At 49.9% G+C, this 20,198-nt stretch carries 19 protein-coding genes; 9 read left to right on the top strand and 10 right to left on the bottom strand.

What is annotated here, in order from left to right; all coding sequences use genetic code 11:
• Positions 1–29: 29 nt before the first annotated feature.
• From BP71_RS24060 to BP71_RS24040, 5 genes are all read left to right on the top strand, one after another.
• Complete coding sequence (locus BP71_RS24060; protein ID WP_496383986.1) at positions 30–980, top strand: class II fructose-bisphosphate aldolase; 951 nt, start codon at positions 30–32, stop codon at positions 978–980.
• A 29-nt stretch (positions 981–1,009) separates the two neighbouring features.
• Positions 1,010–2,875, top strand: coding sequence for a 3D-(3,5/4)-trihydroxycyclohexane-1,2-dione acylhydrolase (decyclizing) (gene iolD / locus BP71_RS24055; protein ID WP_496383984.1), 1,866 nt, complete (start codon positions 1,010–1,012; stop codon positions 2,873–2,875).
• 114 nt (positions 2,876–2,989) lie between these two features.
• Positions 2,990–3,892: a myo-inosose-2 dehydratase gene (iolE, locus tag BP71_RS24050; protein WP_496383982.1), complete on the top strand. Its 903-nt coding sequence runs from the start codon at positions 2,990–2,992 to the stop codon at positions 3,890–3,892.
• A gap of 217 nt (positions 3,893–4,109) precedes the next feature.
• Positions 4,110–5,561: a S41 family peptidase gene (locus BP71_RS24045; RefSeq protein ID WP_496383980.1), complete on the top strand. Its 1,452-nt coding sequence runs from the start codon at positions 4,110–4,112 to the stop codon at positions 5,559–5,561.
• Positions 5,562–5,726: 165 nt separating this feature from the next.
• Positions 5,727–7,715, top strand: coding sequence for a T9SS type B sorting domain-containing protein (locus BP71_RS24040; protein ID WP_496383978.1), 1,989 nt, complete (start codon positions 5,727–5,729; stop codon positions 7,713–7,715).
• Between the two features lie 59 nt (positions 7,716–7,774).
• Here the strand turns inward: BP71_RS24040 and BP71_RS24035 are convergent, their stop codons facing one another.
• Positions 7,775–8,764, bottom strand: a complete 990-nt coding sequence (locus BP71_RS24035; RefSeq protein ID WP_496383976.1) for an acyl-ACP desaturase — start codon at positions 8,762–8,764, stop codon at positions 7,775–7,777.
• A gap of 142 nt (positions 8,765–8,906) precedes the next feature.
• Between BP71_RS24035 and BP71_RS24030 the strand changes: the two genes are divergently transcribed.
• Entirely contained in the window at positions 8,907–9,641 is a 735-nt protein-coding gene (locus tag BP71_RS24030) for a lysophospholipid acyltransferase family protein (protein ID WP_496383974.1), read from the top strand.
• A 113-nt stretch (positions 9,642–9,754) separates the two neighbouring features.
• A complete protein-coding gene (locus BP71_RS24025; protein WP_496383972.1) occupies positions 9,755–10,150 on the top strand; it encodes a hypothetical protein in 396 nt (131 codons plus the stop codon).
• A gap of 68 nt (positions 10,151–10,218) precedes the next feature.
• On the opposite strand, the gene BP71_RS24020 is transcribed toward BP71_RS24025, so the two are convergent.
• Together BP71_RS24020 and BP71_RS24015 are read right to left on the bottom strand one after the other, a co-directional pair.
• The gene (locus tag BP71_RS24020) at positions 10,219–10,665 is read right to left on the bottom strand and encodes a GNAT family N-acetyltransferase (protein ID WP_496383970.1); all 447 of its coding nucleotides are present in this window, start codon (positions 10,663–10,665) and stop codon (positions 10,219–10,221) included.
• Positions 10,666–10,738: 73 nt separating this feature from the next.
• A complete protein-coding gene (locus BP71_RS24015) occupies positions 10,739–10,957 on the bottom strand; it encodes a hypothetical protein (protein WP_496383968.1) in 219 nt (72 codons plus the stop codon).
• Between the two features lie 311 nt (positions 10,958–11,268).
• On the opposite strand from BP71_RS24015, the gene BP71_RS24010 reads away from it, so the two are divergent.
• Entirely contained in the window at positions 11,269–12,651 is a 1,383-nt protein-coding gene (locus tag BP71_RS24010; protein WP_496383966.1) for a thioredoxin family protein, read from the top strand.
• 22 nt (positions 12,652–12,673) lie between these two features.
• Here the strand turns inward: BP71_RS24010 and BP71_RS24005 are convergent, their stop codons facing one another.
• A complete protein-coding gene (locus BP71_RS24005) occupies positions 12,674–14,032 on the bottom strand; it encodes an acyl-CoA dehydrogenase family protein (RefSeq protein WP_496383964.1) in 1,359 nt (452 codons plus the stop codon).
• 126 nt (positions 14,033–14,158) lie between these two features.
• Between BP71_RS24005 and BP71_RS24000 the strand changes: the two genes are divergently transcribed.
• Entirely contained in the window at positions 14,159–14,368 is a 210-nt protein-coding gene (locus BP71_RS24000) for a hypothetical protein (RefSeq protein ID WP_496383962.1), read from the top strand.
• Positions 14,369–14,376: 8 nt separating this feature from the next.
• Here BP71_RS24000 and BP71_RS23995 read toward each other — a convergent pair whose 3' ends face one another.
• The 6 genes from BP71_RS23995 to BP71_RS23970 form a co-directional block, all read right to left on the bottom strand.
• On the bottom strand, positions 14,377–16,125 hold the full coding sequence (locus BP71_RS23995) for a glycoside hydrolase family 9 protein (protein ID WP_496383960.1): 1,749 nt from the start codon (positions 16,123–16,125) through the stop codon (positions 14,377–14,379).
• A gap of 52 nt (positions 16,126–16,177) precedes the next feature.
• Positions 16,178–16,573: a winged helix-turn-helix transcriptional regulator gene (locus tag BP71_RS23990; protein WP_496383958.1), complete on the bottom strand. Its 396-nt coding sequence runs from the start codon at positions 16,571–16,573 to the stop codon at positions 16,178–16,180.
• Positions 16,563–17,873, bottom strand: a complete 1,311-nt coding sequence (locus BP71_RS23985; protein ID WP_496383957.1) for an NADH:flavin oxidoreductase — start codon at positions 17,871–17,873, stop codon at positions 16,563–16,565. Before BP71_RS23985 ends, BP71_RS23990 begins: the two co-directional genes overlap by 11 nt.
• A gap of 32 nt (positions 17,874–17,905) precedes the next feature.
• Positions 17,906–19,036 carry a shikimate dehydrogenase gene (locus tag BP71_RS23980; RefSeq protein WP_496383955.1) on the bottom strand — a complete coding sequence of 377 codons (1,131 nt, stop codon included), beginning with the start codon at positions 19,034–19,036 and terminating at the stop codon, positions 17,906–17,908.
• Between the two features lie 126 nt (positions 19,037–19,162).
• Complete coding sequence (locus tag BP71_RS23975; protein ID WP_496383953.1) at positions 19,163–19,576, bottom strand: Dabb family protein; 414 nt, start codon at positions 19,574–19,576, stop codon at positions 19,163–19,165.
• 58 nt (positions 19,577–19,634) lie between these two features.
• Complete coding sequence (locus tag BP71_RS23970; RefSeq protein WP_496383951.1) at positions 19,635–20,192, bottom strand: DUF1697 domain-containing protein; 558 nt, start codon at positions 20,190–20,192, stop codon at positions 19,635–19,637.
• Positions 20,193–20,198: the final 6 nt, after the last annotated feature.

Below are 20,198 nucleotides of genomic sequence, written 5' to 3'. Positions count from 1 at the left end.
TAACCGACGATTGCCGAAAGCCATTCAAAATGCTCCTGACTACCCACCAACTCTTCCGGCAATGTTACGGCCGCTATGCGATACCGGCGGTGAATGTGTTTTTCATGGAAGAAATACACGGGCTATTTGCAGCGGCACAGGAAGCGAATGCACCTTTTATCGTGCAGACCACTCCTTTTGCACGCGAATACGCGCATCCGGACATGCTGCTTTCGATGATCGCTTCGGCTGCACGCATTTATCCGGACGTAGTCTACGCCGTTCACCTCGATCACGGATACGAAGAACACATATTCAATGCCATCGAGAGCGGCGGCTATACATCCGTGATGATAGACGCTTCGCATGATGATTTCGAGACAAACGTAAAGCGCACCCGAGCTGTGGTAGTGACAGCACACGCCCGCGGTATCAGTGTAGAAGCGGAACTCGGCGTACTGGCGGGTGTAGAGGACGACCTTACCGTCGACGCCGCGCATTCCTTTTACACCAACCCGCAGCAGGTCGAGGATTTCGTGAATGCAACCGGATGCGACTGCCTCGCCATCGCGGTTGGGACCAGTCACGGGGCCTATAAATTCTCCGGCGGACAGGGCTTGCAATTTCACATTCTCGAAGAGATACAGCAACGCCTTCCCGGCTTCCCGTTGGTCCTGCACGGTGGGTCCAATGTAGTACCCGAAGTCATCGAACGCATTAATGCAGCCGGTGGCCAGCTAAAAACCGATGCCAAAGGGGTGCAGGAAGAAGAAATCAGGAGAGCAATCCCGCTGGGAGTCTGCAAGATCAACATCGCCACCGACACCCGGCTGCTATGGACTATGGTAAACCGTGAGTTTTTCCGCGACCGCCCCGATGAATTCGCGCCCACAACACCCGGGAAAATTTTTATGGAATCATATAAAAAGTTTATACTGAAAAAGTTTGAGCTCTTCGGTTGTACAGACAAAGCGGGCGATTTTAGTATTAAGAGTAGATGAATCTGTTCGAACAGCAAAAAATCAACAACATGACAAGACGACTTACCGTAGCACAGGCTACCATCATGTTTCTAAAAAATCAACACATCGAACGCGACGGGATCGAAGAACCGTACTTCGGAGGGTGCTTCGGGATATTCGGCCATGGAAATGTGGCCGGGCTGGGCCAGGCATTGCAGGAAAACCCTGATTTTCGTTACTACCAATGCCGGAACGAGCAATCGATGGTACATACGGCCGTCGCTTATGCGAAGATCAAAAACCGGCTTGGCGCATTTGTCTGCACTACGTCCATCGGCCCGGGTGCTACCAATATGATTACGGGCGCGGCACTCGCGACGATCAACCGTCTGCCTGTTCTTTTGCTTCCGGGCGATATTTTCTCAACCCGCGAGCCCAATCCCGTTCTGCAACAGCTGGAAAGTGCTGCTACCCAAGATATTTCCGTTAATGATTGTTTCAAACCGGTTTCCAAATACTGGGACCGCATCAACCGGCCCGAGCAACTGATCTACTCGCTGCCGGAAGTGATGCGCGTACTCACATCACAGGCTGAAATGGGCGCCGTGACGCTGTCGATGCCGCAGGACGTACAAACCCACGCCTACGACTTCCCCGAAGAACTGTTCCGGAAACGCGTATGGCATGTTGGCCGGCCCCGTCCGGATGTCCCGACATTAAAAAAAGCAGCTGAATGGATCAGAGCAGCCAAAAAGCCGGTAATCGTAGCGGGCGGAGGGGCCATTTACAGTGGCGCGACGGAGGTATTGCATGCTTTGGCCACCCAAACGGGCATCCCCGTGGGCGAGACTTTCGCTGGCAAAGGCGCAGTACGGTATGATGCGCCTTACAGCATCGGCGGTTTGGGAGCGACAGGTACCAAATATGCCATCGACATTGCCAATGAAGCCGATGTGGTGATTGGTATCGGAACCCGGTACAGCGATTTCACCACAGCTTCGAAATCGCTTTTCAAGAACCCCGATGTGAGGTTCATCAATATCAACATCAGCGAATTCGACGCATATAAACATGCTGCATTGCCCGTGATCGGCGACGCTAAAGTTACACTGGAAGAATTAACCGGCTTGCTGGGCGACTACCGGGTCCCAGCCGCCTACCGCGAACACGTAACTGCCGTCAACAAAGCGTGGGATGACGAGGTGGCGCAGATCTATGCCGAAGGTAACGGCAACGTGCCGCCGATCGATCAGGCAGTGGTGATCGGCACCCTGAACAGCTTCATGAACGACCGTGATGTAATGATCAATGCGTCGGGCAGCGCGCCGGGCGACCTGCACAAACTCTGGCGTGCAACGGATCCCAAGAATTTCCACCTCGAATACGGTTATTCCTGCATGGGCTATGAAATCGCCGCCGGTCTCGGCGCCAAAATGGCTGACCCAACCCGCGAGGTATATGTGCTCTGCGGCGACGGCGGCTACCTGATGAACAACCATGAAATCGTGACTGCCATTCAGGAAGGGGTGAAATTCACGATACTGCTGCTCAATAACAATGGATATGCGAGTATCGGCGGTCTATCCGAAAGTATCGGAAGCGAGCGGTTCGGGACGATGTATAAGTACCGGGAAGATAACTCCGGACAACTTTCAGGTGGCTTCCTGCCCGTTGATCTCGCCAAGAATGCCGAAAGCCTGGGCGCTTACGTGATCCGGGCTACTGACCGTCTATCGCTGGAAGACGCATTGGCCGAGTCGAGAACGACAGACCGTGTTACTGTTATTTACATCGAGACCAGCCTGTACCGCACCGTGAAAGGTTATCATGCCTGGTGGGAAGTCCCCGTAGCCGAAGTATCGACATCTCCTTCGGTTCAGCAAGCATTTGAGACTTACCAAGAGAACAAGAAAACGCAACGTATTTTTTTATAGTAGAGAAGTGGGAGACAAAGAAAGAAGGAGGAAAGGAAGGGTGTTTTCACTAATTCCTTTTCCCCTTCCTCCCTTTTACCCCTTCCCCCTTTCACCCTTTCTTCCTTTCAAAAAATGAACTTCGAAAATATTCACCTGGGCGTTGCTCCTATTAACTGGACCAACGACGATATGCCGGAGCTCGGCGGCGAAAATACCTTTGAGCAATGCGTCAGCGAAATGGCGCTGGCTGGTTTTACAGGTTGTGAAGTAGGCAACAAGTTTCCCAGAGATACCAATGTTTTGAAAAAAGCATTGGAATTGAGGGGACTGCAAATATGCAACCAATGGAACAGCTATGAACTCACCACCAAGTCGCTGGCCGAAAACCGAAAGAATTTTACCCAATTGCTGGACTTCCTCGAAACCATGGGCGCAAAAGTGATCGGCGGCGGCGAAACGGGCAACAGCTGCCAGGGACAAATGGACGTGCCGGTTTTTGAAGGCAAGGGAATGCTCAACACCAGGGACGAATGGGACAGTTTCACTTTCGGGTTGAATGAGCTGGGTAAAGTCGCGCGCGACAGAGGCATGAAACTTGCCTTTCACCATCACATGGGTACTTGCGTGCAGACGGTGGCCGAAACCGACCGGCTATTGAATGAAACCAACCCCGATTACGTGTATCTGAACTACGACTGCGGGCACTTCTATTTTGCGGGAGAAGATCCGGTTGCTGCGCTGAGAAAATACATTGGCAGAACGGCGCATATCCATTTGAAAGACGTCCGCCAAAACATCCTGCAACGCGTGCATGACGAGCGCCTGAGCTTTCTGACCGCCGTCAAAAATGGCGTCTTCACCGTTCCCGGTGACGCAGAAGGTTGCATTGATTTCCCCGCTCTTTTCTCGATTATCAAGGACAGCGACTACCGCGGCTGGATCGTACTCGAAGCGGAACAAGATCCCGCCAAAGCGAATCCACTGGAATACGCCATCATCGCAAGGAATTTCTTCAGAGGCCTGACCGGCATTTAAGCCTGGCATCCGCTCATCCATCGCCACTGGCCCGGCATCGGTTTTCGCATTTTCAAAAACCGCTGTACCAGTGGCGATAATTTTTCTCTCCGATCCAGCGCATCCTTCGCCACATTTCCCGGGACAGATACGTAACAGATGTATGATTGATTCATCAACTTCTGTTACAAGATAGCCTATGCAATAGCAGTTTACATTATTCTTTAAACTGACTAATATGTTACATATCAAAAAGCTACATCTTCTCTATGTGCTGGGTATCGCGTTTGTCGTGGCAGGGTGTGAGGACAAAGACGTCGATCCTACGGCCACCGCTACGCTCGACTCCACCAGTGCTGCGGATTACCCGGCTATTAATACCTGGCTATATGAGATAATGAACGATGCCTATTTCTGGTACAAGGAACTCCCGGCACAAAACACCCTCGACGCCAGTATTGATCCTCATCAGTATTTTGAAAAGATGGTCTATGAGCGAACTGCCGTAGACCGCTTTTCAGCAGTAACCGACGACATCGATGCTTTGCAGGACGAGTTCAACGGGATCAGCAAGATATTCGGCATCAGCTATACGCTGTCATACATCGACGCCGGCAACGCTAATATCGCAGCCTTTCTGAACTTTGTGGTAAAAGAGAGCCCAGCCGAAGCGGCCGGCCTGAAAAGAGGTGATATTCTCTTGAAAGTAAATGGAATACAGCTCACGACCACGAACTACACGTCCTTGCTGGGCGACGCTGAAACAGCCACATTTACGCTGGGAAAAGTATCCGGCTCCACCATCGTTGCCGGTGACCAGACAGTGACCATGACCAAAGCGCAGGTTAATGAAGATCCCGTGCTCTTCTCTTCCGTCATTACGAAAAGCGATTATGGCAAAACGATCGGCTACCTGGTTTACACCCAATTTGTTCCGGGTACCGGTGCCGACGAATCCAAGTACGACAACGAATTGCGCCAGGTATTTGCCAGTTTCAAAAGCAAGGGCGTTAACGAGCTCGTGCTCGACCTGCGCTTCAATCCGGGCGGCTACATCAGTTCTGCCGAAACGCTCGCCTCGCTTATTGGCACCGGTGTATCGGAGTCAAAGACCTTCTATAAGGAGCAGTGGAACGACAAATACACGGCTTACTGGCAAAAAATGCAAGGTACCAATGCACTGAAATATCCTTTCCTCAACGAAGCCAGCAACATCGGAAGCAACCTGAACCGGGTATTTGTCCTGACATCCAACGGAACTGCATCGGCGAGCGAGCTGGTGATCAACGGATTAAAACCTTACATGAGCGTGATCAGGATCGGCGAACATACAGCTGGTAAAAATCTTTTCGGCTCGCTCATCAGCGACGATCAGGAAAGATGGAAATGGGGAGTGTATGTGATGCTCGGCCAAACGGCAAATGCAAACGGGGAATCCGATTATGGCACGGTTAACGGCATGACGCCTGACTATGAAGTGGAAGATTCAAAAGTCCCCTACCTGCCATTCGGTGATGAAAACGAAACGCTGCTCCGTAAGGCACTGGACGTAATGGGCATTCCAGCTCCCACCGGACAGCGACTGGCAGCCACCAAGACAGTCGATCCATTCCGGAAAATGCTACGCGACGACCTCCGTACCCAAGAAAACCGCATGATCCGAACCGGTTCTGTTCAATTGATTCCATAGTAAATTCTCTCATACGTGTGTTGTTCAAACGGGCCTGCGGTTGCGGGCTCGTTTTTTCATGCCCAACCGTTCCATCAAAAAACGCAGGTGCTGTCATCGATTTCAGCGTATTTCACGTAATTTTGATTCCCATTTTTACTCACGTTCGATTCGCAGGGCTATGATATGAAGTCGAGAGTTCTACATATTTTTCTAATTTTCGCTTTTTACCTGCCTTTTGTTCAGGCACAAACCGGCAAACAAACCTATCGTTTTTACAAGGATTTCAAAGTAGCTTACCCGGAATGCGGCCCTGACCTGACGCAGGTTCAAGTCCCGGGCTCATGCGGAGCAGGAAACTCGCCCGGAACATTTGTAGAGGACGCCCTTCCCTGTGGTGTCAAAAGGTTTGTATATCACAACAATATGAACTGGGGTGTTATGTACCCTAATTCTGATGGTCTGGTTACTGAAACCTATACGATCCAGATGTACATTAAGGTGACCGACTGGGGGAAATCATGGGCGCGTATCATCGATTTCTCAAACGGCGGGCTCGACGACGGCATTTATTTCAAAAATCGCGGAGGAACCGCAGAGCGCTGCCTCGATTTTTACCCCAATGGAATCGTAGGAGCATGCCCCTTTTTCAATACCTCTACCTACTACCTGCTGACTTTTACCCGCGATGGCCAAACCGGCATAATGGATGTCTACGTGGGTAACACCCTGTTTGCCACTTACAACGACTCCGAAAAAAACTACGTAGGCAAAGCAGGAGTGCCCATTTACATTTTCCGTGACGACCGGCAGGTTTCCTGCGAATCGGGGCAAGCCAACTTTGCATATCTGGCGTTTCATGGCCAGTATTTTACAAAAACAGATGTAGACAAAGCATTTTCTGAAATTTGCTTTGAAGCCAACATCAATCCCTATGCCGACTTTTCTATTTCTCCAAATCCCAGCTGCGGCTTTCCCAAAAACATCGATGTAAAGTACACAGGCCCTATCCAGGCTGGTACCGGCTATGACTTTACATGGAACTGGGATGGAGCACGGGTGATATCTGGTTCGGGAATCGGCCCGTATGTGGTGAGTTGGGACACGGGCGGGATCAAGTATGTAACGCTGACGGTCACCAGCAAAACCTGCGGTAATCCGCTGGTCAATACGAAGCAGACCATTATCAGCAACCTGAGCCTGACTACGGCCGTCACGCCCGGAAGCTGTGATACAGGCACCGAAGGCATTGTTACCCTCACCGGAGCAGATGGCCAGGCCCCATACCAGTATTCGGTGGATTCGGTCAATTACCAGGCAGGCAATGTTTTTAAGTTGCCAGCGGCTTCCTACCGTGTATTTGTCAAAGACGGAAATAATTGCACGGTTGCAAAAAATGTCGACGTGCAGTTTGCCAGCGACATGATGGTGCGGACAATGCCCGACACTGTCATTTGTGAGGGAGGGTCGATCCTTTTGGCAACAGAGAGCAACGGGCAGTCCTTCGCTTGGCTACCCCAGGATGGGCTGGACAACAGCGCGGCCTTAGCACCGACTGCCTCACCCGTTGTTACCACGCAATATGTCGTAAATGCCACCAAAGGATACTGTACCCAAACGGACACAATCAATATCCGCGTCTCCCCCAAAATCAATGTGAAGACAACGCCGGATGCACTTGTGGAATACAATGTCCCGTTCCAGCTCACGGCTTCGTCACCGCAGATCAAAGATTACACACAAACTGTTTTCGCATGGAGCCCGGCAACGGGGCTTAGCGACCCGGCCAGCCAAAGTCCCGTTGCGATCCTTCAGGAAAATCAATCTTATAGGGTCGAGATAACTTCCGAGCTTGGATGTAAAGGTTCTGGTCAGGTCAACCTGTCTGTTAAACGACAGGAAAGCATTATCATCCCGACTGCGTTCTCCCCAAACGGAGACGGCCGTAACGAAGTCCTGAAACCGGTTGTCAACGATATCGAATCGATCCGGTATTTCCGCATTTACAACCGTTGGGGGCAGATAGTTTTCTTCACCGATCAGCTGGATACCGGCTGGGATGGCTATTTCAAAGGAAATGCCCCGCTCACGGGCACCTATGTGTGGGAGATAGAAGGGGTATCGAACAAAGGCAAGGTGGTCAGCAAAAAAGGCTCTGTAATACTGCTCCGGTAGTTACATAAAAAACGTCCTTCCGCAAGCAGAAGGACGTCGCATTCATTTCAAAACTCGGATCAGCGGCTGATCCAGCTGAATTCGTATTCCAGATCGGGGATCCTCGTCCGGTCGGCAACCCTTCTGAGGCGGGTTGGTAATGCCATCAGATAGTCCCTTGCCTTTTCGGCCCTTTCGTTAATCCCCTTGATCGACCCGATCTGCCATTCAGTTAGCAAATCGTCGAATATATCGATGTAATCCTGTGTCGTGTATACACCCAGGCGTTGCGCTGCATCCGAAAAATGGGAGAAGGTCTCTCCCATTTTCACGCCTGTCTCACGCATGAAATGCGCGGGCATGACAATCTTCTTCTTCATCATATCTTCCAGGGCCAGTAGCAACTCGGAAGGATCCACTTCGATAATGCGGCTGACAAAAGTTTTGTACGCCTTCGCGTGGCGCATTTCGTCCGAGGCGATCACCCCGCATATTTTTGACAGATGCGGATTCCCGAATTTTTTAGCCAATGTCGCTGTGCGCCGGTGGGATACATTCGTCGCCAGTTCCTGGAATGAGGTATAAATGAAGTTCCGGTAGGGATCGCGGTCGGTTCCGATATCGAAACCATCGGCGATCAGGTATTGGGTTGATACCTCCATAGCGCGCATGTTCACGCGGCCCGAGAGGTAAAGGTATTTGTTCAGCAGATCCCCGTGACGGTTTTCTTCCGCCGTCCAGGCCCGTACCCACTTTACCCAGCCCGATTCAGGCTCTCCCACCTGATCGATCCCGATCACATCCACCAGCCACGATTCATATGTAGGCAAGGCCTCCTCTGTGATCGTATCGCCGATGAGCACGGCAATATAGTCGTACGGTAAATCACGGCAACTCTCTTGCAACAGCTTCACCTCGTGAACGAAATTCTCATCTCTCGAATCGGGAAGAAAATCAGCCGGTTGCCAGTTTTCCTCGATCGGTTTCAGGTATTCTCCAATCAGCCCGTCGAGGTCATTGCCTATATGTTTCATTACTTCAAGCCTCTCAGCTGAAAGCGTGCTATCCATTGGTATTTCGATTTAAACACTATTGACTATTTTACAAATAACGTGAATTATACGTAAGTTTTGAATGACAATTGTCATTTCGGGTTTTAGAATTTAGAATAACCAAAATAGATTTCGATTATTTTTGCAAAAAAAAATAAGAATGAAAAAAATCCTCGATTACCTCTTAAGTGCCCTCTACCTGATCCATTTCGGTCTTACATTGTTAATATTCCATGTTATCCAGGTTATCGCGTTCAATGTCTTCGGAAAGAAGGCACACAAGGTGTCGGTCGACTGGCTTAACTTCTCCCTTACCTTTGGTCTCTACCTGACCGGCGCACGTATCACACTCAAAAACCTTGCCCGGCTGCCTGACGACCGCCCCCTCATATTCGTTGCCAACCACCAGAGCAGCTACGACATTTCTCCCGTATACTGGTTTATGAGAAAATATAGCCCCCGGTTTGTTTCGAAGATCGAACTCGCCAATGGTGTTCCGAGCATCTCCTACAATCTTCGCAAAAGTGGTGCTGCGCTGATCAACCGGAAGGACGGTAAGCAAGCCATTACGGAAATCGCACGCCTGGGCAAGCTCATCCAGGACGAAAAGGCCTCGGCCATTATCTTCCCGGAAGGTACCCGCACAGCCAGCGGCGAAATGAAACCATTCCAGCCGGGCGGCGTCGCAACGTTGCTCAAAAGAGCCCCGGACGCGCTCATTGTTCCAGTCGCTATCGATGGTACCGGAGCGTTTAACCCCAAAGGAGTATTCCCGCTCAAATCATTCGCGAACCTCAGTTTCACAGTGCTTCCAACTATCGAACCAAACGGGCGGAAGGCTGAGGAAATCCTCTCTGAGGCCCAGGAAGCCATTCGTAAAGAAATTAACCGCTGATTTACAGCCCCTTAAAAAGTGGTTTCATTGCCTTAACAATCGTTAACAATCCGCCTTTAAACTTCTGCGCCAGGCAGCCCTCTAACCCACGAAAACTTTAAAACTTTTGGGTTATGAAAAAGATACTTTTTGCCGCAGTGGTTCTTGCATTAGGATTCACCAATGCTTCCGCCCAATATGGTCCCCGTGGTGACTATCGTGAGGATTATCGTGATGGTTATAGCCGTGAGCGCATGAGCGATATCAACCGGATGCAACGGGAAGCCCGGCAACATATAGCCAATGGTGTGCAATGGGGCACACTCACATCCCGCGAAGCCAACGCACTGATGAATCAATACGAACGCATCGAGGCCAAAGAACGAAAATTCGCACGTCACGGACGCCTCTCGCCCCGCGAAGAAAGAATTCTCCGTGAAGATCTGCTGCAACTAATGTCAGACACCCGCCGTCTGGGTAACGACCGCGATCGCTGGGCCCGCGACCGTCACGGAAGAGGTAGATATTAAGTTTTTTGAAGAATAGTTGAAGGTTTAGGGTAATGCAAAAAGCGTCAGGCCGATGATCTGACGCTTTTTTATTCGTTTCGGAAATACCGCACCAGTTTGACATGGGATTTCTCAAATCGTTCGCGCTGATAGAACCGGTGCGCTTGTTCGCGGGTAACACGGGAAGTAACTTCCATTTGAATCGCCCCCTCGTTTCTGGCAAAAGCGGTAACATGGTCCATCAGCGCCTTGCCGACCTGTCGGGAGCGGTATTCCGGCCTCACATACATCTCCTGAATTTCCGAAACCAATGCGGCATGATGGAGAAGCGGCTGAATATGACAGCTCACCATTCCCACAGGCTGCCCGTTGTGCCCGGCCAGAAAATAAGTGATGTTTGGGCTGACGATATTACGGTTGAATGCTGCATCAAAAGCCTCCCGGTCGAGGATGGCATTTTCGAGATCGCAGATCATGTCATAGATGACTGCCCGATCTTCTATGGTTGCTTTCCGAATGGATATTTGTGGCTGCAAAGAAATAACTGTGTTGAATGGAGTGGCCCAAATTACAGTTCAAAGGGCAGAAAGGCAAGGACAACCCTATTTCTCAGGCCAAAGAACCGGCCCTCTCTTGCCATCTCCCCGGGATACTATTCACAAATGCCATCACTTCTTCCTGGGTGTATTTGCCGGGATCCACCCGGGAGCCATCGCAGTGATACGCCACACAACCGATACAGGACATGTAAATGAGGCTATAATCAAACACCACCTCACCTTTGATTTTACCCATCGCAATCGTAAGTACATCGTCCTGCTTCTTCACCTTCGCATCGGCGATGATCGCTTTCAGCCAGGGAGGTTACGAACCGGGTCTTTCACCCCGCAAACTTCGATATTGGAAGACACAGTCTTGTCTTTGCAGCAGAAAATGAGTACCAGAAAAAGGAATAGTAAACGACTTTTCATGATATAGGAGTTTAGGAAGTGCGTACAGAAACCGGACACCGCTTCATTCCGAATCGTTGTGAGAGTATCTGGTTTCAATTAGAATTATTTACATACAAATAATTTGAATTTAACAATCGGTTACAAAATTTTGAATTACATTTGGGCCATTCGTGTCAGCCTGACTTTATGAAACATATTCTATTAGCCATTGCTTTTATCGTTTCCATTCAATGCCGCGGTCAAATTACCTTCATCGATACCAATACGTCCTGGGACACGCTTTCCAAACAGGCAAAACAGGAAGACAAACTCATCTTTATCCACTTCGAAAACAGCAAATGTATTCAATGCAATGAGGTAGCCTCAAAGGGCTTCAGTGGTGCAATTCTGAAAGATCAGTTTGACGAAAATTTCATTTCCATCCGCTGCAATGTAGCAACACCCAATGGCCAGAACCTGATGCAAAAATTCAGGATAAGAGGCTCGCTGCTATCGTTGTTCGTCGATCCGGACGGTAATATCCTGCACATCAACAACGGTTCTACGAGTTCGTCGGAGACTTATTTGGACGCAGCCGATGTAGCAATAGGAAGAAAAGGTAAAAAACAGCTGGCCGACTTTGATAAAGAATATAATGCTGGCGAAAGAGGCACTGTGTTTTTAAAGGAGTACATGATCAAAAGACGTGAAACCTCCATGTCCATTGATGATCTTCTGGACGAATACGTGGCAGCTCTTCCACCCGATTCTTTGCGTAATTTTCAAATTGTCCTGGGAATTTTTGAACTGGCTCCTTCTTTAAATAGCTATGCTTACAAAGCCGTTCAAACCGGCGCGCCGCGTGCGCTGATCGACAGCATTTATAATTCCAGTCTCCCCGACAAACGTAAAGCACTTAATGACGGTATTATTGAAAACTCATTCCGAAATGCTGTCCAGAGACGAAATGAAGAATTTGCCTACCGGGTGGCGATGTTTACGAGGGATACCTACGAAGACGATCCTGGCCAGGGTGAAATTGCGCTTATGAAGTCAATGGTGCGTTATTACTATATGGTTCGCGATACGGCCCGCTATTTCGCACATACCCAAAGGCTGATGGATTCCAAATACATGCCGTTGACGATCGATTCACTCAATGCAATGGACGATGCGGCATTTAGAGTCAAAACGGCGCCCAAATTGCCCGCTGGCAAAAATCCGGTACACAGCATGCAGGTCAGGGCAATCGGGATCATGCCGCCCTCCCAGTTCATTTCCCATGATCTGAATGAGCATGCCTATCGATTTTACGAACTGACCAGGGACAAAGCGCTGCTGGAAAAAGCGCTGACATGGTCGAAAAAATCGATGGAACTGGCAGAGGGAAGAGCAAAAAAGGGTTTTACCCCTTTCAAACTAGGTTTTCCGGAATACATGGACACCTATGCGCACATCCTGTATCGGCTGGACCGAAAAGTTGAAGCCATCGAATGGCAGACCAAGGCACTTGAAGCACAGAAAATCACGGGAATGGCATATCAGTACCTTGAAGTCCCGCTTAACAAGATGAAGGCCGGCACGTTGTAATGCCCGCCGCCCATGTTTCACACTACACAAACGCACTTTCTCCTGTAATAGCCCTTCCCACGATGAGCGAGTTGATTTCTTTCGTCCCTTCGTAGGAATAAATCGCTTCGGCATCCGCGACAAACCGGGCAATGTCGTATTCCAGCAGTATACCATTACCACCGAACAACTCGCGCGCGTGGTCCACGATCGAGCGCATACGCAGCGTGCAAAACACTTTTGCCAAAGACGCGTGCTCGTCGGCAAGCTGGCCGGCATCCTGCAATTGGGACAGGCGATATACCATTGTTTGCATAGCTGTAAGGTCTCCCAGCATTGTCACCAGCAGGTCTTGTACCAGTTGAAAACTCGCGATCGGTCGGCCAAACTGCTTACGCTCCGTGGTATATTTCAATGCGAGCTCATAAGCACCGCGCCCACAGCCCACAGCCTGCCAGGCTACGCCTGCACGCGTCATACGCAGGACATTCGCGGTATCTTTAAACGAATTTGCATTCTGAAGGCGGTCTGTCTCGGAAACCCGGCAGCCGGTCAGCGTGATCACTGCGTTTTGAACAGTCCGCAACGCCATTTTATCCTCCATTTTTTCCGCCTTAAAACCCGGGTTTTCCTTGCGGACGATAAAACCTTTAACCTGGTTGTCGCCCAGGTCGCGCGCCCAAATGATCGTAATGTCGGAGAATGTCGCGTTGCCGATCCATTTCTTTTGCCCGTTGATCACCCATTCGTCACCTTCTCGCTGGCAGGTCGTTGTAAGGCCACCTGCCACTCCCGATCCCACCTCCGGTTCAGTAAGCCCGAATGCCCCGATCAGTTCCATGCGCTGCATTACAGGCAGCCATTGCTGCTTTTGTTCTTCGGAACCGCACAGATAAATGGATCCCATCGCCAGCCCGCTGTGTACGCCGAAGAAGGTGGAAATGGACGAATCTACCCGTGCCATTTCCATGGCTATAAATCCTTCAAGCAGCGCCGAGCGGCCTGCACAGCCGTATCCGTTGTAGGTAAGTCCGCAAATATCCAGTTTGACCATTAATGGAATAATGTGCATCGGGAAATGCGCCTTGTTCCAGTAATGATTGGCGATCGGCCGGATTTCGGTTTCCATAAATGTCCGGACTTTGAGCTGGATTTCCCGTTCTTCCGGATTTAAGGTCGATCCAAGCTCGTAAAAATCACCGTTTACAGGTGGCGGAGTCCTCTTTTTACCGGAACCGGCCTGCATGAATTTCAACATCTTCCCCAGATCCTCCTCACTCATTTTCGAAACGACACCCATCAGCTGGTTCAGGTCGACTTTTTGAGATAACTTATTGACGGCCTCAATATCAACGGATTTGAGCAGGTTACGCAATTGGGAAATCGATTTGAAAAGATTCATGAGCAATCGGGACAGTTGATTTTTACAAAGAGTCAGCTGCAAACGCAGTTCTACTGAACGCCTTTAAAAAAGTAGCTCCAAATGCGGGAACGGAAATTGCATTTACTTAACATAAACACAACTGTCATGAAAACGAAATCCGAAGACAACGTCGAAGGTGGCTCCCCCAGCAAGGGCGGCCCCAAAGGTAAATCCAAGCAAAAAGACGACAGCCGCAAGCCCTCCGGATTATTGAAACAGGAGGCTATTCAAAAGTCTGAAAAAGGCAACATGACCCAAAAGAAAGGATACAACGAAACCCCGGAAACCGTTCCGGTGAAAGGGAAACAGGTCTGACTTTCAATCTATTTCATAGACGCTTCCAGTGCAGCCGCAAGATATACCATGGGTGCATTCCAGTTGATCGCGATCTCATTGGAAGCATAGGAACACTCGTGATCTGTGAATGACTCATCGGCAAACTTGCTGGGGTAGGTTGTGCATTTATCCTGCTGACCAGGATTAGGCCCGCCCGAGAGTAATCCGGGCACGGGATCGGCGATACCATCTGCAATGGAAAGCCGGTGGTGCGGGTGCATCACTTTTTGGGAACCGAACCCGGTCAGAAAGCAGTAGCCGGTCGCGTTCCTGCCCAACAGGTAGTCGAGGTTGCCCAATGCCGCATCACGATATTTCTGGTCCTTTGTCAGCCTGTAAGCATACAGCAACGCAATCCCCTGATTGGCCGCAACAGAGCTGCTGCCCCAGGAATAATCCCTGGCAGATTTGCCCATCACGGTGTGGTAGGGTTGCTTTTCCAGATCTTTCATCAGGTCATCCGCAAAGTGTTGCAGATTCGCTTTCATCGCGTCGGAAAGCTTTGTGGGTACACTCACATCGAAATGCGGCCGGAGCAGTGTATAGTAAGCCAGCGTCCTGACCTGGCTCCACGTTGGTAATGCGAGAGGCTGCGGCAACCCAAAGTCTATTTCCCCGATGTAGGCCGGCTTTCCGGTCAATACAAACATTTCGGCTGCAGCCCAGGCCCATTCATCGGCCGCATCACGATCCCCGTAGGCGCCCGTTACTACGTCGGGGTCAAATGCCTTGTTCAGTTCATCCTGTTTGTAAAAGAGCTTTGGATTCTTTTTGGCCCACTCCCACCCTTTCACGGCGGCTGTTGTACATGAATCTGCCAAACCCGGAAATCTATTGTCGAAACCTTTAAAAACCCTTGCCGCCTGCGCCATGACGGCCACGAGATCAAGCGTCGCGATGGTGTTCTTCTGCACCACATAACGTGGATTTTTCGCAGCATCGGGCATCACCATCCCGTCGAAACGCGGATTAGTCAGCTTATGATAAACGCCGCCGTCATCCGGGTCCTGCATGGTCAGCATCCAGCGCAGGTTCCACACCACCTCATCGAGGAGATCGGGAACGCCGTTATTGCTTTCCGGAATATTGATATTGAAATCTTCAAAATAGAGCGGGTAATCTTCGTATAAAGACAACAATGTCCCCATTGTGATCCCCGAGTTGACGATATATTTATTGTAGTCGCCGGCATCGTACCAGCCACGCGGAGAGTTGATCACGGCATTTTCCGGCCGGTTAGGGGAAACAGCCGAGGCGTGTATGAGTATTTTGGTGTCCGGATGACCCGCTTTCCGGGTCCATTTTCCGGCGTACTTTTCCGGAAGATCGATGGATGCGCGCTGATAATAAAACCCCTTTAATGAGGCCTCGGCTACCTCACGGTGAATACGATCGCCGATTTTGAACGGGGCGGATTTCCCTAAACCCGGAATATTAACGACATAATTACCAGGCCGTCTCAGCTGCGAAAAGTCCGCAATGCGCGTCGATTTTCCTGAATGATGGCTGGTGCGTACCGGGCCCAATTTGCCTTTAAAAATGGCTTTACCCGACTTGGCGTCCCTCACTTCGAATGCATCAAAAGCCGCTGAGGCAACTATTGCGAGTTTCGGAGCGCGCAGGTAGAAACCTACCTGGTTCATCCGGATTAAACCCGAATGCTCCTGAGCCTGGACAGGTAATAGGAAAAACAACAATGCCGGCAGTAAAAGGGCAAAATTCCGGGTAAACTTCATGTTCGTCTTCAAGTGTTTATGACCACAAAGTCACCCGCGACCGAACTTTACCTCAATCCTGCAACTCTTTTACCGGATGATCTATATTGGTACCCGTCACGACCAAACGATGATACTCGCCCCATTTGCGGAGTTCTTCAATCAGCGGTTCGAGTGATTTGCTGTGTTCGGTACGCTCGTACTCGATCACCGGCGGAAATGAATCGTACACCTTACGTTCCACCAGTAAGTTCATTTCCAGCTCTTTCAATTCCTTCGAAAGCATGCGCGGTGTAATGTTCGGAATAGCATTCTGAATCTCCATAAAGCGCTTATGTCCGAGTCCCATGGCAATGAGGATAGAAATCTTCCATTTCCCGCTGATGACATCCAGCGCATCCCGAACCGGCAAAATCATTTCGCGACACTCGGGATGGCCTTCTTTAAAATTGGCTTTCTTATTGTTCATCTTTGAAAATGCTTAGGATCTCGGCGATCATTTCCTCATAGGTATCGTAGCGGCTCTCGTCATAGCATCCCAATGGATCTGTGAGCACGTGCGCAAGGCATTTGTTGCAATAGCTGCACGGCTTGGGTGCCTTGTCTGAACCTCTTGCAAATATAATGGGTAAATCGGGGTTGGCGATAAGTGGTCTGGCGATCGTTACGGCATCACAGGCACCACTTGTAATGGCATCGCGGATCACCGAAGCGGTCTGAAAGCCTCCTGTGCAAAGCACGGGTATCGATACGGCTTTCCGTATCTGTTCGCATTCAACGAGGTTAACCCCTTCCATAGCAGCTGGTTGCCTCCTGGCCCAAAGCCATTTTATTAGTGGACGCAAAAGACCGGAACGAAACGAGAGGTAGTTGAGGCAGGACAATTTTCCGCTCCGGATCATCGATGTGTAAGTATCAACAGCCGTTTCGACAGGTAATGGGCCGACCGGATTTCTTGGATGGGGAAATTGGCTTCCGACGGACACGTGGAGTGCGTCCACTTCTTCCGCTTCCAGCCACTTGGCAAGCTGCACACCCTCTTCCAGCGTATTTCCCTTGCCAAAATTCAAAAAGTAGTCGTTATGATAATCCGCGGCATTGAATTTAACCTGCAAATGATAGTCACGCCCAACCTCTTTGCGGATTTCGCGCACTACTTCCATTAAGAAACGGCTCCGGTTCGTGAGCGTTCCGCCGTATTCATCTTTTCTGGTATTGATGGCAGAGCTGAGAAACTGTGTAAACAGATAGCCATTTGAAGCATGCAATTCGATACCGTCCATTCCAGCTATTCGTGCCCGCCCGGCGGCTTCCCGGAATTTGCGGACAGCTGTCTGAATGTCGGCAAGCGTCATGGCCCTACTGGTCAGGCCATGAAAATGCTCCATGCCGCCGACGGGTCCCAGCGGTGTCCTGAATTGATTTTCGACACCCTTGATGTCCTGCTGGCGACCCGACATGGAGAGCTGGCCGATAAACCTGCAGTCATACTCATGTACGGCCCGTACCAGTTTCGACCAGAAAGGAATTCTGCCATCGTTATCCAGCATGGCATAATTTGGAAGTATACGTTGTGCTGGATCTACGGGAATGTGGGAGCTAATGATTGCACCCACCCCTCCTTTCGCAAACCTCGTTTCCCAATTGATGCGGGCAGGAGTACCGGAACCATCATAGTTATCGATACGTCCCGAAATGCTCGATCGCAGAATCCGGTTAGGAATGACCAGATTTTTAAACTTTAACGGCTTGAATATCGGATCATCCATGAACATCTGTTGAATGCAACGATACTACTTATTTATCCCAATATGCTTATCGGTGTTTGCTGTGGCTCCAACTGTTTCCCAAAACTATGATCATCTGCCATTTTGAAACCCATATGAGCATACCTTGCTGCCAGATTGCTTATGACGTCTGCCTGAGCAAGTGTGGGCACCCCGACCGAAAAATCCTTATCATACCCACCGACAGCCAGCAGCATCGTTTCCGCCATGCACGCGAACGAAACTCCCTTCGGCAGACCAAGTTGTCCGATCCGGTTGGTCTTCAGGCCCGGTACAGACACCAGCCCGCCATCGATGACCCGCACATCAGGCCTTTCTTGTATCAGAGACTCTCTCACATTTCTAGGCTGTGTTGCGTCAAGCACTACACAATCAATTTTGAGAAAACCCGGTTGCAACAGACATCCCGACTCGCTTGTTACCAGTACAACGATGTCGGCTTGGCAGATATCCGAAATGGAAATTGAAGTATCGAGCCTGGCAAAGGGATCGATGGCGTGGAGCTCGCCCCGCAGGTTTTCCAGCCTCCGGCTATTTCGGGCTATCAGAAGATATTCCACATCCTGTGCCTCTCTTACTGACAGCTGGCATAATAAAGAACCTACGCTCCCGGTGGCTCCCACAATCGCAACCTTCGGTCTTCTCATTCCGTGAAAGTCAGCGAGCAGGCCCGATAGCCTCTCCTGGATCGTCAACGCCGTAAAGGCATTGCCGTTGGTCACCGCGTATCCGGGAGAGCCGGCGAGCAATTTACCTCCGAGCGTAACGGGAGACGTCAACCCGCCCAGACCTATTATTTTCGCGCCCTTTCGCGATGCAAAATCCGCTGCCTGCCGGATAACGGGCAACATATCCCGTTTCTGCTCAAGAAGCTGCTTCCCGGAGTAAGGAATCATGACGATAAAACCATCCGGCTCAACCGATTCAGCCATTATCCGGACCTCGCTCCATATAAACGAAGGCAGTGGTCGCTTTCGGAGTGTCCGCTCATATAGTTGGTTGGGAATCCAGCCGAACGGCCGGGCCATTGTACCCAGATCCTCACGATAATCACGCAAATGGACCAGGAAGGCAAATTTGGTTGGAGGCATTCTGTTCCACAATCCGGCCCCTACATACACTCCTTTGTTAGTACTCACTTCCATCACCTCTATCAGATCAATATTGAGAATCTCAAAATTAATCGAAAAGAAAGGTCCTACCCTATCCCGATAAGGAAACGGAGTCAATAACTATTTAACGGTCAACATGTTACCGCTAGTGGATTTGATTTACATTACATTCTTGGGCCCTACTGAATCATAAACCACCACTTTCTCCCACAAATGTTCGTATTCCTTGATAAAATCCAGGTGAATGGGATGAGTCTGGTAAATCTCTTCCTCTAAGATGTTCTTGAAAAAGCACATCCAGGAAATGGAATAATCTCTTACTATTACGGATCGGTTAGTATGGGCAGGTTTTCCGATATGTGCATACTGGATCATGGGGACTTTGGCAAGTTTATGAAGCCCTTCCAGCAATTGCGCCTCGTGCTGTGCATTGCTGGGCTCTTTCAGATAAAAGTAAACGTGATGGATAAAGAGCTCTTTATTCTTTTCGGGCTCAACAGCGAGGTCAGAGACAGAGGCGAGTGATACTAACCCTGCCTTTTGGAGGAATTTTCTTCTTGATTGATCTTCCATGAATTGTAAAGAGAGAAACTAAAATCAAGGATACTGTTAATTTGTACATTATCAAAATTCAGAGACTTCCTGCCAGCTCGCCACCGAGCCGTACAAGTTCGGTTACTGTCTTCCAATTGCGGGTAGTGGCTGCCATTTTCAGCTTGCTCTCGAAGAAATTGTTGTTCAGCTTCGTCCGGCCATATCCGTTCGGGCAAAACAGATACAGCGTCTTTCCTGAAAGATGAAATTCGTCCGGAAAGTATTTGTCCTTTTCAATTTTGGAGATTCTTTCTATCTCTGGTAGGGTAGCCAGAAAGGTGGCATGCAGTTTAGTAATGTCCTCCTGCCTGTCATTGACAAACGGATTATTTTCAAAAACCTCCGTCATATCCTGTAACGCCAGCACGAGGACCGGAATCTCCATTTTCAGGTCTCGCCTCAAAAATGCCGTAATCTCATCCGCCAATATACCCGGCTCCGATTTTTTGTGATTGAAAAGAACGTTTCCGCTTTGGATATAGGTTTTAACATTCCCGAATCCGGCTTCTTCAAAAGCCCTCTGTAAGACCGGCATCTTGATCATGCCAGCACCCCCGACATTGATTCCCCTTAAAATAGCGATATAGGTCTGCATAAAAAC

It is taken from the genome of Dyadobacter ginsengisoli DSM 21015, assembly GCF_059568735.1.
Note: the sequence above shows the minus strand (reverse complement) of the source record. Positions and strands in the feature narration are given on the sequence as shown.